Origin of the sequence: Stenotrophomonas sp. WZN-1 (genome assembly GCF_002192255.1) — a bacterium.
Lineage (GTDB): Bacteria > Pseudomonadota > Gammaproteobacteria > Xanthomonadales > Xanthomonadaceae > Stenotrophomonas.
Genome location: NZ_CP021768.1, coordinates 1,036,526 through 1,048,884 on the forward strand (window position 1 = coordinate 1,036,526; position 12,359 = coordinate 1,048,884).

The window sequence follows — 12,359 nt, forward strand, 5'->3', positions numbered from 1 at the left end:
TGTGCTGGGCGCTGGCGTCCTGCGCGACGATACGACGAAGCAAATCGAACCGAGTTTGGAGCAATCCCATGGCTGTGCAGAAATCCCGTGTCACCCCGTCCCGCCGCGGCATGCGTCGTGCCCATGACGCCCTGAGCGCCAAGCAGCTGTCGACCGACCCGACCACCGGCGAAGTGCACCTGCGTCACCACATCACTGCCGATGGTTTCTACCGCGGCAAGAAGGTCATCCAGACCAAGACCTCGGCCGTCGAAGAAGATTGATGTGCCGGGAAGGCCGCTGCCTCCGGGCAGCGGCCTTTGCCTTCTTTCCCGGGCGTGCCGGTGATCGGCGGCCCGCGCAACAGGAAACATGATGAGCAAGCGGATCTATTCGAGGATCGCGGGCACCGGTAGCTATTTGCCGGAAAAAGTCCTGACCAACGCCGACCTGGAAAAAATGGTCGAAACCTCGGATGAGTGGATCCAGTCGCGCACCGGAATTCGTGAACGGCACATCGCGGCCGAAGGCGAAACCACCAGCGACCTTGGCTACAACGCCGCCCTGCGCGCGCTTGAAGCCGCAGGCATCGATGCCTCGCAGCTCGACATGATCGTGGTCGGCACGACCACGCCTGATCTCATTTTCCCGTCCACCGCGTGCCTGATCCAGGCCAAGCTCGGTGTGGCCGGGTGCCCTGCCTTCGATGTCAACGCGGCCTGTTCGGGCTTCGTGTTCGCGCTGGGCGTGGCTGACAAGTTCATCCGTTCCGGCGATTGCAAACACGTGCTGGTGATCGGCACCGAAACGTTGACCCGCATGGTCGACTGGAACGATCGCACCACCTGCGTGCTGTTCGGCGACGGCGCCGGCGCCGTCGTGCTCAAGGCCGACGAAGACACCGGCATCCTCAGCACCCACCTGCATGCCGATGGCAGCAAGAAGGAGCTGCTGTGGAACCCGGTTGGCGTTTCGACCGGCTTCAAGGACGGCGCCAACGGTGGCGGCACCATCAACATGAAGGGCAACGACGTGTTCAAGTACGCCGTCAAGGCGCTGGACTCGGTCGTGGACGAGACCCTGGCCGCCAACGGCCTGGACAAGTCCGACCTGGATTGGCTGATCCCGCACCAGGCCAACCTGCGCATCATCGAAGCGACCGCCAAGCGCCTGGACATGTCGATGGACCAGGTCGTGGTGACCGTCGACAAGCACGGCAATACCTCGTCAGGCTCGGTGCCGCTGGCGCTGGACGCCGCCGTGCGTTCGGGCAAGGTCGAGCGCGGCCAGCTGCTGCTGCTGGAAGCCTTTGGTGGCGGCTTCACCTGGGGTTCGGCCCTGCTGCGCTATTGATAGTGCCAGTTACGACAATGTGAAGCTTTGTCGTTGCGGCCCCTCTGGGGCCGTAACGCGTTTAAGGAGGACCTGTCATGGTTGAGCCCATCGTCATCGAAGGGCAGCGTGCCTGGCTGAAGCAGTACGGCAAGGGAAGCCGAGCAATGGCCCTGGGCCTGCTCAATTTTGTTGCCCGCCGTTTCCATCTCGATGCCCTGCGCCCACCGCCGCACCGGGGTGGCGACGCCGCGCGCGAGACCGAAGCCCGCCGTCTTGCAGAGCTGCAGGCACAGGGTGTGAACGTACCTGACGTACTTGGCACTGGCCATGCCGCGCTGGTAATTGGCGACAACGGCAGTTCGTTCAATACCTGTCTGCGCGAAGCCGACGAGGCCGGTCGCGATCGGCTGGTGATGGCGGCGATGCAGGCCATCGCCGAAGCGCATGCCCGCGGCGCCTATTTCGGCCAGCCGTTGCCGCGCAATCTCACCTGGGATGGGCAGCAGGTCGGCTTCATTGATTTCGAGGAAGATCCGCTGGAAGTGATGGATCTGTCCGAAGCGCAGGCCCGCGACTGGCTGATGTTCGGTTACGGCGTGGCCAAGTACTACGCCGACCGCCCCGAGCACCTGCAGGCGATGATGGCTGAAGCGATGGGCGAGGCCCAGGCGCCGGTGCGCGAGCACGTGCATGCGGTCAGTGGCCGCCTGCGCAGCCTGGCCAGGGTCTGCATGAAGCTGGGCCATTCGGCGCGCGCGCTGGCCCATTCGATCTTCATCACCCATGGCGCCAGCACCGCTGGCGTGCTGATGCTGCTGGGCCTGTGCGTGGATTTCCTCGCCGACGGCGATCTGGACGTCCTGCAGCTGTTCTGCTGACTGTTGCGTCCGCCGGGCCATGCCCGGCGGCGTTCCGCGGCTGGCCCACCATACGCGTGCATACGCGCACGTACAGACGACACGGCATGTTCCCCCTTATCATGGCCCGCTTCGATTGCAACAAGCGGATGACCGCGTGACCGTATCCACCCTCGCTTTTGTCTTCCCCGGCCAGGGCTCGCAGTCTGTGGGCATGGTGGCCGAGCTGGCCGAACTGCACCCGCAGGTGCGTGAAGCCTTCACCGAGGCATCCGATGGTGCCGGCGTCGACCTGTGGGCGCTGTCCCAGGGTGGCCCGGAGGAAATGCTCAACCGTACCGAATACACCCAGCCGGCCCTGCTGGCCGCAAGCATCGGCGTGTGGCGCGCCTGGAACGCCGTAGGCGGTCCGCGCCCGTCGGTGCTGGCCGGCCACAGCCTGGGCGAGTACACCGCCCTGGTCGCCGCGGGCGCACTGAGCCTGCATGACGGCGCGCACCTGGTGCGCCTGCGTGGCCAGCTGATGCAGGAAGCCGCACCGGCCGGTGTCGGCGCCATGGCCGCCGTGCTCGGTGCCGAAGACCAGCTGGTGCTGGACGTCTGCGCCGAAGCCGCAGGCAGCCAGGTGGTGGTGCCGGCCAACTTCAACTCGCCGGGCCAGATCGTGATCGGTGGCGACGCCGATGCGGTTGATCGTGCGCTGGCGCTGCTGGCCGAGAAGGGCGTGCGCAAGGCGGTCAAGCTGGCCGTCAGCGTGCCCTCGCACACACCGCTCATGCGCGAAGCCGCCAACCGCCTGGCCGAAGTGATGGCCGGCCTGTCCTGGCAGGCGCCGCAGCTGCCGGTGGTGCAGAACGTCGACGCCCAGATCCACAGCGGCATCGACGCGATCCGTACCGCGCTGGTCCAGCAGCTGTACCAGCCGGTGCAGTGGACCGGTTGCGTGCAGGCGCTGGCCGCCCGTGGCATCACCCAGATCGCCGAGTGCGGCCCGGGCAAGGTGCTGACCGGCCTGGTCAAGCGCATCGACAAGGCCATCGACGGCCGTTCGCTGGCCACGCCGGGCGACTTCGAAGCCGCCCGTGAGGCATGGTCGGCCTGATTTCCCTGTTCCTGCCGACCGTACCGGTGGCCGCGGCAAGCGGCACGGGTGCGGCGGCCGTCCCAGCCTGAGGAAAACATCATGAGCAAGCCCCTGCAGGGTGAAATCGCACTGGTCACCGGCGCCAGCCGTGGCATTGGTGCCGCCATTGCCGATCTGCTGGCCGCCCAGGGCGCCACCGTCATCGGTACCGCCACCACCGAATCCGGCGCTGCCGCGATTGGTGAGCGCCTGGCCACCCACGGCGGTCACGGCCGCGCGCTGAACGTTACCGACGCCGACGCGCTGGACAGCGTGCTCGACGGCATCGCCAAGGAATTCGGCCCGATCTCGATCCTGGTCAACAACGCCGGCATCACCCGCGACAACCTGCTGATGCGCATGAAGGACGAGGACTGGGCGTCGATCATCGACACCAACCTGACCAGCGTGTTCCGCACCAGCAAGGCGGTGATGCGCGGCATGATGAAGGCGCGCAAGGGCCGCATCATCAACATCGCATCGGTGGTGGGTGTGACCGGCAATGCCGGCCAGGCCAACTACGCCGCGGCCAAGGCCGGCATCATCGGCTTCAGCAAGTCGCTGGCCAAGGAAATCGGTTCGCGCGGTGTCACCGTCAATGTTGTCGCACCTGGCTTCATCGACACCGACATGACCAAGGCGTTGCCGGAAGAAGCGCGTACTGCGCTGATCAACGACATCGCCCTCGAACGCCTGGGTTCGCCGGAGGACATCGCTCATGCGGTGGCCTTCCTGGCCGGCCCGGCTGCCGGTTACATCACCGGCGAAACCCTCCATGTGAACGGTGGCATGTACATGCCGTAAGCAAGGGGCGCAGGGATTGCGCCGCAAGTGGTTGATCTTCGAAGGTTTTTGCTGCAATGCAAGGCCGCGTCGGTTTCCACTACACTATCCCACGGCCATCGCCTTTGATGGCGACCACTTTTGAACCACAACTCCATCTGGAGCGAGATCCCATGAGCACCATCGAAGAACGCGTCAAGAAAATCGTCGTCGAACAGCTTGGCGTCAAGGAAGAAGAAGTCACCAACAGCGCATCGTTCGTCGATGACCTGGGCGCTGACTCGCTGGACACCGTTGAGCTGGTGATGGCCCTGGAAGAAGAATTCGAGTGCGAGATCCCGGACGAAGAAGCCGAGAAGATCGGCACCGTGCAGTCCGCCATCGACTACATCAAGGCCCACGTCAAGGCCTGATGTCAGACGGCAGTGCGCGCGCGGGCCCACGCTCGCCGCGCACCGCACCCCATGGGGCCGCTGTTGCGGCCCCGTGTGTTTGGGCATCACATCGAAGCAAACCGAGTTACCCGTAGAATCCATCCGGGTCAGGAGAAACAGCAATGAAGCGTCGCGTCGTCGTAACCGGCCTGGGCATCGTCTCGCCGTTGGGCAATGATCTGGCCAGCAGCTGGGAAGGCATCACCCAGGGTCGTTCGGGCATCGGTCCGCTGACCAACGTTTCTGATGCCTACCTGGATCGGTTCACCACCAAGATTGCAGGTGAAGTCAAAGGATTCGACATCACCGCCGACAACGAACTGTTCGGCAAATTCCGGGTCAGCGGCAAGGATGCCAAGAAGATGGACCCGTTCATCCATTACGGCCTCGGTGCCTCGTTCATGGCCCTGCATGACTCGGGCCTGGAAATCACCGAAGCCAATGCCGATCGCATGGGCGCCATCGTCGGCGCCGGCATCGGCGGCCTGCTCGGCATTGAAGAGCAGACCATCGAGTTCCACGAGGGCAAGAAGATTTCGCCCTTCTACGTGCCCAAGACCATCATCAACATGCTGCCGGGCCAGCTGAGCATCATCACCGGCCTGAAGGGCCCGTCGTTCTCGGCGGTGTCGGCGTGCGCGACCTCGAACCATTCGATCGGTACTGCGATGCGCATGATCCAGTACGGCGATGCCGACGTAATGGTGGTCGGTGGCGCCGAGCGCGGCTCCTCGCCGACCGCGGTGGGCGGCTTCTGCGCGATGAAGGCCATGAGCACCCGCAACGACGCCCCGGAACAGGCTTCGCGCCCGTGGGACAAGGACCGCGACGGCTTCGTGCTGGGCGACGGCGCCGGCATCCTGATCCTGGAAGAGTACGAGCACGCCAAGGCGCGTGGCGCGAAGATCTACTGTGAACTGGCCGGCTTCGGCGCCAGCTCCGACGCGTACCACATGACCGCACCGAGCGAGAACGGCGAAGGCGCCGCCCGCTGCATGGTCATGGCCATGAAGGACGCTGGCGTGACCCCGGAACAGGTCGGTTACCTCAACGCGCACGGCACCTCCACGCCGCTGGGCGACCTGGGCGAGACCATGGCGATGAAGACTGCCTTCGGCGACCACGCCTACAAGATGATGGTCAGCTCCACCAAGTCGATGACCGGCCACCTGCTGGGCGCTGCCGGCGGCGTGGAAGCGATCTTCTCGGTGATGGCGCTGCAGGACAACGTCATTCCGCCGACCATTAACCTGCAGCAGCCGGGCGAAGGCTGCGACCTGGACTACGTGCCCAACGAAGCACGCCAGGCCAAGGTCGACGTGGTGATGTCCAATGGCTTCGGCTTCGGTGGCACCAACGGCACGCTGATCTTCAAGCGCGTCTGACCGAGTGGCAGCGTCGGGCCATGCTCGACTCCGCGTTCTACGGAGCCGCCGCAAGGCGGCTTCCGTGCATCTGAATCCCCGAACTGGCTGCCATGAACCACGCACCGCTGATCCACCCGCTGCCGCACCCGATCGATCTGCTGGCCCTGCAGCAGCACGACCCGTCGCGCTTCCCGCTGCTGATGGAATCCACCGCCTCGGGCACCGCCCAGGGCCGCTGGAGCCTGCTGCTGGCCGCGCAGGGCGATAGCCTGCGGCTGGATGCCGATGGCCAGGTGCGCGACCAGCACGACGTGGTACGCGCCGGCAGCTTCCTGCAGGTGCTGGACCGCGCCTGGCAGCATGAACGCCTCCCGCATGACGGCGGCCACAGCCTGCCGTTCCGCGGCGGCTGGGCGTTGATGCTGGATTACGAAGTGGCCAGCCAGATCGAACCGGTGCTGCCGGCGCGTGCGCGCGAGGACGGCCGCCCGACCGCGCTGGCACTGCGCTGCCCGGCCGCCGTGCTGCACGATCATCACAACGAGGCCAGCTTCGTCATCGCTGAAGCGGGCGAGCAGGCGCTGCTGGATGCGCTGGTGGCACTGGCCTCGACCACGCTGCCCGAAGCCGGGCAGGGCTGGCAGCCGCCGCAGTCGGTGGGCGAGGATGCGCCGCAGCGCTTCACCGACGGCGTGCGCCGGGTGATCGAGTACCTGCGTGCTGGCGACGTGTTCCAGGTGAACCTGTCGCGGCGCTGGAGCGCGCAGTTCGCCGCGCCGGTCAGTCCGCAGGCGCTGTACGCGCAGCTGCGCCGTGCCAACCCGGCACCGTTCGCCGGCCTGTTCAGCGCGCACGGCCGCCATGTGGTCAGTTCCTCGCCGGAGCGGCTGGTGTCGGTGCATGCCGGCCACGCGCAGACCCGTCCGATTGCCGGCACGCGTCCGCGCTTCGAGGGGGACGATGATGCCGCGCGCATCCAGGAGCTGGTCGGCCACCCGAAGGAGCGTGCCGAGCACGTGATGCTGATCGACCTGGAACGCAACGACCTGGGCCGCATCTGCCTGCCCGGCACCGTGGTGGTCGATGAACTGATGACGGTGGAGAGCTACGCCCATGTTCACCACATCGTCAGCAACGTCAGCGGCCATCTGCGCCCGGAAATCACCCCCGGCGAGGTGATCGCCGCCACGTTCCCGGGTGGCACCATCACCGGCTGCCCCAAGGTGCGCTGCATGCAGATCATCAGCGAGCTGGAGCAGGTGCCGCGCGGTGCCTACACCGGCGCGTTCGGTTGGTTGAACCGCGATGGCGACCTGGACCTGAACATCCTGATCCGCACCGCCGAAGTGGATGGCCACGAGGTGAGCTTCCGCACCGGCGCCGGCATCGTGGTGGACTCGGACCCGGACAAGGAACTGGACGAGACCCGCGCCAAGGCCCGCGGCCTGCTGCGCGCGCTGGACCAGCAGGGCTGAGGGTAGGGCCTCCCGCCGGGCATGGCCCGGCGCTACCGATTCCGGTTTTGGTGGGTGCCGGCCTTGGTCGGCACGGATGCCTCCATGTCCGTTCATCCACGCATGGCGTGGATCTACTGATCGCCGCGCCAGGCATGGATTGTGGTGGGTGCCGACCTTGGTCGGCACGGGGGTGTGTCCCCGGTCATGACCCCAATCCACCGGCACGGTATCCTGCACGACGGAATCGAGTTCAGAGGTAGTCCATGGCGGGAGCCAAGCGCGGGTGTCTGTTCGTGGTAACGCTGGTGGTGGTGCTGGCCGCCGTCGTGGCCGGCGCGGGCGCGTGGTTCTTCTACCAGCAGACCCGGTTCGCCGACGCCCCGATCACCCCGACCGCCGAGAGCATGGTCATCGCCAGTGGCGATGGCATGAACAGTGTGCTGCGCAAGCTGCGCGATGCCGGTGTGGATGAAGGCCAGGACGCGCAGTGGCAGCTGCTGGCGCGCCAGCTCGATGCCGCCGGCAAGCTGAAGGTGGGCGAGTACGCGCTCAGCGGCGACCTGACCCCGCGCGAGCTGCTGCTGCGCATGCGCGCCGGCAAGGTGCTGCAGCACCGCGTCACGATCATCGAGGGCTGGAACATCCGCCAGCTGCGTGCTGCGCTCAAGCGCGCCGAGCCGCTGCTGCACACCACCGACAATCTTGATGACGCCGCGTTGATGCAGCGTCTCGGTTTCGGTGGCCAGCATCCGGAAGGCCGCTTCCTGCCGGAGACCTACGTCTACCAGCGCGGCGACAGCGACCTCGATGTGCTCAAGCGTGCCCACGCCGCAATGGAAAAGGCGCTGGATGAAGCGTGGGAAAGCCGCGCGCCGGACCTGCCGATCAACACGCCGTACGAACTGCTGACGATGGCCTCGATCATCGAGAAGGAAACCGCGCTGGCCAGCGAGCGCCCGCAGATTGCCGGCGTGTTCATGCGCCGCCTGAAGATCGGCATGCGCCTGCAGACCGACCCGACCGTGATCTACGGCATTGGTGCCGCGTATGACGGCAACATCCGCCGCCGCGACCTGACCACCGATACGCCCTACAACACCTATACCCGTGCCGGCCTGACCCCGACCCCGATCGCCATGCCCAGCCGCGATGCGCTGATGGCGGCTGCACAGCCGGCACCGGGCGACGCGCTGTACTTCGTCGCCGTCGGCGATGGCAGCGGCGCGCACGTGTTCTCGCCCAGCCTGGACCAGCACAACGCCGCAGTGGCCCGCTACCTGCAGCAGCTGCGCCAGCAACGTACCAAGGAGACCCCAGCGCAATGAGTCCCGCGCTGCTTCGCCACCCGCGTTTCGTCAGCCTGGAAGGCGGCGAGGGCGCAGGCAAGACCACCGCCATCAATGCCATCCGTGACTGCCTGCGCAGCCACGGCCACGAGGTGGTGCTGACCCGGGAGCCGGGCGGTACGCCGCTGGCCGAGCGCATCCGCGGCCTGGTGCTGAAGCCCGATGCCGAGATTGCTGCCGAACCGCTCAGCGCCGAAGCCGAGCTGCTGCTGGTGTTCGCCGCACGCGCGCAGCATGTGCGCCAGGTGATCCAGCCGGCACTGCAGCGCGGTGCCTATGTGCTGAGCGATCGCTTCACCGATTCCAGCTACGCCTACCAGGGCGGTGGCCGCGGCCTCGATCCGCAGTGGATTGCCGACCTGGAGCGCCGCGCGGTCGGCCTGCTACCGGGCCTGACCCTGCTGCTGGATGTGGACGTGGCCGTCGGCCGCGCGCGCGCCAACGGTCGCGACCTGTGGCCGGACCGCATCGAGAGCGAACAGGATGATTTCTTCCAGCGTGTGCGCGCCGTGTTCCGCAGCCGCGCACAGCAGGACCCGCAGCGCTTCGCGCTGATCGACGCCGGCCAGGTACAGGAACGCGTGGCGGCCGATGTGGTCGCGTGCGTCGAGCGTTGGCTGAAGGACGGGGAGGGCGCATGAGCACGTTTTCGCCGTGGCAGCAGCGCGCGTTCGACCAGACGGTTGCCGCGCTGGATGCAGACCGGCTCGGCCATGGCTTGTTGATCTGCGGTCCGGCCGGGCTGGGCAAGCACGAGGTGGCGCTGGCCCTGGCCGACCACGTGCTGGCGCGCGGCGATGCCGCCCATGCCACGCGCACGCGCCAGCTGATCGCCGCCGGCACTCATCCGGACCTGCAGCTGGTCAGCTTCATTTCGAACAAGAGCGGCGACAAGCTGCGCACCGAGATCGTCATCGAGCAGGTGCGCGAGATCACCAACAAGCTGGCGCTGACCCCGCAGTACGGCGTGGCGCAGGTGGTGATCGTCGACCCGGCCGATGCGATCAACCGCTCGGCGGCCAACGCGCTGCTGAAGACGCTGGAAGAGCCGCAGCCCGGCCGCTACCTGTGGTTGATCAGCAGCGACCCGGCACGCCTGCCGCAGACCATCCGCAGCCGTTGCCAGCGCCTGGAGTTCAAGCTGCCGCCGCAGCACGAAGCACTGGCCTGGCTGCAGCAGCAGGGCCACAGCGAAGCATCGGCGCGCGAAGCGCTGGACGCGGCGCGCGGCCATCCCGGCCAAGCCGACAACTGGCTGCGCGAAGATGGCCTGAGCCTGCGCCGCGACGTGGGCCGCGAGCTGGAACAGCTGGCTGCCGGCAAGACCGGCGCGGTGGAGCTGGCGCAGAAGTGGTGCGCCGATGACAACGCGGCGCTGCGCCTGCGCTTCGCTGCCGACCTGGCGCTGGCCCAGGCCAGCACCGATGCCTTGACCACGCCGGAGCGATTGCACAAGCTTGCAGCCTGGTTCGATGCGGCCAACCGCACCCGCGACCTGCTGCGCACCACGGTGCGTGCAGACCTTGCGGTGGTCGAGTTGCTGCTGGCCTGGAACAAGGTGAACGAGCGGCCTGCCGCAAGGGGAAATCGATGAGTGCCAGCAACGCCCGCCAGGGCATCCTGTCCCTGGCTGTGAAGGACAAAGCCGCGCTGTACAGCGCGTACATGCCGTTCGTGAAGAATGGCGGCATCTTCGTGCCCACACCCAAGCGCTACTTCCTGGGTGACGAAGTGTTCCTGCTGCTGACCCTGCCCGATTCCAGCGAGCGTCTGCCGGTGGCCGGCAAGGTGATCTGGGTGACCCCGGCCGGCGCGCAGGGCAACCGCACCGCCGGCATCGGCGTGCAGCTGGCCGACGGTGCCGAAGGCGAGGGCGTGCGCCACAAGATCGAAACCCTGCTGGCCGGCCTGACCGGCTCGGACAAGCCGACCCATACGATGTGATTGCGGTAGCGCCGGGCCATGCCCGGCGGCGTGTGGGAACGCGCATGAACACGAATGTGAAAAACTGTTGACGGCCTCTGAAAAGCCCCTATAATGAGCGGCTCAGCAACACACCGGGCGGTTAGCTCAGCGGTAGAGCATTGCCTTCACACGGCAAGGGTCACAGGTTCGATCCCTGTACCGCCCACCATCTAAAGTACCCTAGTATACAAGGGCTTATGATCAAAAAAGCCATCTCGAAAGAGGTGGCTTTTTTGTTCTGTAACAGCCTCATAACAGCAAAAGGGGTATGGCGTGCCAGCCATCGCCTGCAGGCCATGCATGGGGCCGCAATGGAACGGAAAGTGCAGCTAAGCCCGCCTTCTCCAGTCTTCGCAACCGCTCGCCGTGATCATTCCGGCTCTTGTGCGTTCGCCCGACGGAACGCCTCGACGGCTTCCGCCACCGCTTCCTCAGGATTTCTGGGGAGGATGTTCACAGGGATGACCACCTCGCAGTCCACGGGCTCACGTCCTTCAATGCGAAGTTCCACCACAGCATTTCCGATCACGCGGTGGAACACCGTGTAGAACTCGCGAACGTCTTCCTCGATTGGCCTGTGCTCGTCGTTCTGCAGCAATCCGCTATTGTCCAGCTGCGTGTGGATTTGCCCTTTCAGGAAGTCAATCACGAACGCAAACACCATCGTCATGCGGTCGTTGAACAAGAGCACTCTGGCGGCCCCTTCATGCACCGCGTCCACCTTCATGATGAGCCGGCTAAGACCTGGCATGGGGCTATCCGGCCATAAGTTGAGCGCCACAGCCAACCCATCCAAACCAAACTCCCCTTCGGGGGTTCCGCCTGCCTTCAACGCAGCGAGCGCCCCTTCGTCAATCAGCGGCTCCCAGGGCTCAATGCGATTGCGGGTTCGATAAAGCTCCCACGCTGTCGGCACCTTCAACTCGCTGGCGATGTAGTGCCTGGCAAGTTCTCGCATTAGGACCAGGTCGGCCGCAATCCGCCGGCGATCGGCCGGAATGTCCGGATCGACGATGGCGCCACCGAAGGATGCATGCGCCACGGCGTTCCGACCGCTGTCATACAGGTGCCGCCCCACATCCACTCCATCTGCACGCAGTTGGGCCACTCGGGCTCCAGCCTCGCCCGTCATGAGATCCACGTGGCGAGCAAACCAATCGGCGCGGTCGGCGCCCTGTTGGTATTGCGATTCAATCACCTTGAAGTAGCTCAGGAATGCGTAACTGTCGTGGACCCGTGTCAGGCGTTGCCCTTCCCGCCAGAACGCCAAAGCAATGCGCACGTTCTCCGACTCGATGATCGGCATATGATTGCAATCAAAACCTCTATCTCCGAATTGGCCCACTTCGGAATAGGCCTGCCGCATTTGCGTGCCAAACCCCATGGGGTGGCTGCCCTGGATGGTTTCGACCACATCCACGTATCCGTTCAAGAACCACCCCAGAACGGAGGTCAGGCGATAGACCTTGGCCAGTCCCTCTTCAATCTGCTGTGAGGTCCCAGGCACAGTGACGGCTGGCGCGGTGGGTTGCTGTCCGTTCTCGGTGCCGCGCAGGATGAAATCGTCTTCGGCGTACCGGATCCACACGTCCTTCTTCGGCCACGGTATGGAACTCGCCACCGCAGCGGACAGCCATCCCATTCGGCTGCGAAGCTTGCGCTCTACCTCTTCGCCAAAAACATGGGGCACATACGGGGTCCGCACTGTTCCTC

General features: G+C 65.7%; 13 protein-coding genes and 1 tRNA gene. 13 read left to right on the forward strand and 1 reads right to left on the reverse strand.

Annotation, left to right across the window (positions count from 1 at the left end; translation table 11 throughout):
• Positions 1–68: 68 nt before the first annotated feature.
• From rpmF to CCR98_RS04855, 13 genes are all read left to right on the forward strand, one after another.
• A complete protein-coding gene (gene rpmF / locus CCR98_RS04795; RefSeq protein ID WP_004154640.1) occupies positions 69–263 on the forward strand; it encodes a 50S ribosomal protein L32 in 195 nt (64 codons plus the stop codon).
• A gap of 91 nt (positions 264–354) precedes the next feature.
• Positions 355–1,332, forward strand: a complete 978-nt coding sequence (locus CCR98_RS04800) for a beta-ketoacyl-ACP synthase III (protein ID WP_049443384.1) — start codon at positions 355–357, stop codon at positions 1,330–1,332.
• 77 nt (positions 1,333–1,409) lie between these two features.
• Positions 1,410–2,192 carry a serine/threonine protein phosphatase gene (locus CCR98_RS04805; protein WP_087921702.1) on the forward strand — a complete coding sequence of 261 codons (783 nt, stop codon included), beginning with the start codon at positions 1,410–1,412 and terminating at the stop codon, positions 2,190–2,192.
• A gap of 136 nt (positions 2,193–2,328) precedes the next feature.
• The gene (gene fabD / locus CCR98_RS04810) at positions 2,329–3,273 is read left to right on the forward strand and encodes an ACP S-malonyltransferase (RefSeq protein WP_014036190.1); all 945 of its coding nucleotides are present in this window, start codon (positions 2,329–2,331) and stop codon (positions 3,271–3,273) included.
• An 81-nt stretch (positions 3,274–3,354) separates the two neighbouring features.
• Positions 3,355–4,098 carry a 3-oxoacyl-ACP reductase FabG gene (gene fabG, locus CCR98_RS04815; RefSeq protein WP_087921703.1) on the forward strand — a complete coding sequence of 248 codons (744 nt, stop codon included), beginning with the start codon at positions 3,355–3,357 and terminating at the stop codon, positions 4,096–4,098.
• Between the two features lie 152 nt (positions 4,099–4,250).
• Positions 4,251–4,490: an acyl carrier protein gene (acpP, locus tag CCR98_RS04820; RefSeq protein WP_087921704.1), complete on the forward strand. Its 240-nt coding sequence runs from the start codon at positions 4,251–4,253 to the stop codon at positions 4,488–4,490.
• Positions 4,491–4,633: 143 nt separating this feature from the next.
• Positions 4,634–5,896, forward strand: a complete 1,263-nt coding sequence (gene fabF / locus CCR98_RS04825) for a beta-ketoacyl-ACP synthase II (RefSeq protein ID WP_087921705.1) — start codon at positions 4,634–4,636, stop codon at positions 5,894–5,896.
• A 92-nt stretch (positions 5,897–5,988) separates the two neighbouring features.
• Complete coding sequence (locus CCR98_RS04830) at positions 5,989–7,353, forward strand: aminodeoxychorismate synthase component I (protein WP_087921706.1); 1,365 nt, start codon at positions 5,989–5,991, stop codon at positions 7,351–7,353.
• A 245-nt stretch (positions 7,354–7,598) separates the two neighbouring features.
• Complete coding sequence (mltG, locus tag CCR98_RS04835) at positions 7,599–8,660, forward strand: endolytic transglycosylase MltG (protein ID WP_087921707.1); 1,062 nt, start codon at positions 7,599–7,601, stop codon at positions 8,658–8,660.
• Positions 8,657–9,322, forward strand: a complete 666-nt coding sequence (tmk, locus tag CCR98_RS04840; RefSeq protein WP_087921708.1) for a dTMP kinase — start codon at positions 8,657–8,659, stop codon at positions 9,320–9,322. The genes mltG and tmk overlap by 4 nt, the downstream gene beginning before the upstream one ends.
• Positions 9,319–10,275, forward strand: coding sequence for a DNA polymerase III subunit delta' (locus CCR98_RS04845; RefSeq protein WP_087921709.1), 957 nt, complete (start codon positions 9,319–9,321; stop codon positions 10,273–10,275). The genes tmk and CCR98_RS04845 overlap by 4 nt, the downstream gene beginning before the upstream one ends.
• Entirely contained in the window at positions 10,272–10,625 is a 354-nt protein-coding gene (locus CCR98_RS04850; RefSeq protein WP_005412452.1) for a PilZ domain-containing protein, read from the forward strand. Before CCR98_RS04845 ends, CCR98_RS04850 begins: the two co-directional genes overlap by 4 nt.
• Positions 10,626–10,740: 115 nt before the next feature.
• A tRNA-Val gene (locus tag CCR98_RS04855) sits at positions 10,741–10,815 on the forward strand.
• A 201-nt stretch (positions 10,816–11,016) separates the two neighbouring features.
• Here the strand turns inward: CCR98_RS04855 and mauJ are convergent.
• Positions 11,017–12,351: a methylamine utilization protein MauJ gene (gene mauJ / locus CCR98_RS04860; protein WP_157721501.1), complete on the reverse strand. Its 1,335-nt coding sequence runs from the start codon at positions 12,349–12,351 to the stop codon at positions 11,017–11,019.
• Between the last annotated feature and the right edge of the window lie 8 nt (positions 12,352–12,359).

Bases quoted from the DNA above. Each gene is read 5' to 3' on its own strand.
- CCR98_RS04800 (WP_049443384.1), top strand. From the start codon at position 355: ATGAGCAAGCGGATCTATTCGAGGATCGCGGGCACCGGTAGCTATTTG.
- CCR98_RS04805 (WP_087921702.1), top strand. From the start codon at position 1,410: ATGGTTGAGCCCATCGTCATCGAAGGGCAGCGTGCCTGGCTGAAGCAG.
- rpmF (WP_004154640.1), top strand. From the start codon at position 69: ATGGCTGTGCAGAAATCCCGTGTCACCCCGTCCCGCCGCGGCATGCGT.
- fabG (WP_087921703.1), top strand. From the start codon at position 3,355: ATGAGCAAGCCCCTGCAGGGTGAAATCGCACTGGTCACCGGCGCCAGC.
- CCR98_RS04850 (WP_005412452.1), top strand. From the start codon at position 10,272: ATGAGTGCCAGCAACGCCCGCCAGGGCATCCTGTCCCTGGCTGTGAAG.
- acpP (WP_087921704.1), top strand. From the start codon at position 4,251: ATGAGCACCATCGAAGAACGCGTCAAGAAAATCGTCGTCGAACAGCTT.
- fabF (WP_087921705.1), top strand. From the start codon at position 4,634: ATGAAGCGTCGCGTCGTCGTAACCGGCCTGGGCATCGTCTCGCCGTTG.
- tmk (WP_087921708.1), top strand. From the start codon at position 8,657: ATGAGTCCCGCGCTGCTTCGCCACCCGCGTTTCGTCAGCCTGGAAGGC.
- CCR98_RS04845 (WP_087921709.1), top strand. From the start codon at position 9,319: ATGAGCACGTTTTCGCCGTGGCAGCAGCGCGCGTTCGACCAGACGGTT.
- CCR98_RS04830 (WP_087921706.1), top strand. From the start codon at position 5,989: ATGAACCACGCACCGCTGATCCACCCGCTGCCGCACCCGATCGATCTG.
- mltG (WP_087921707.1), top strand. From the start codon at position 7,599: ATGGCGGGAGCCAAGCGCGGGTGTCTGTTCGTGGTAACGCTGGTGGTG.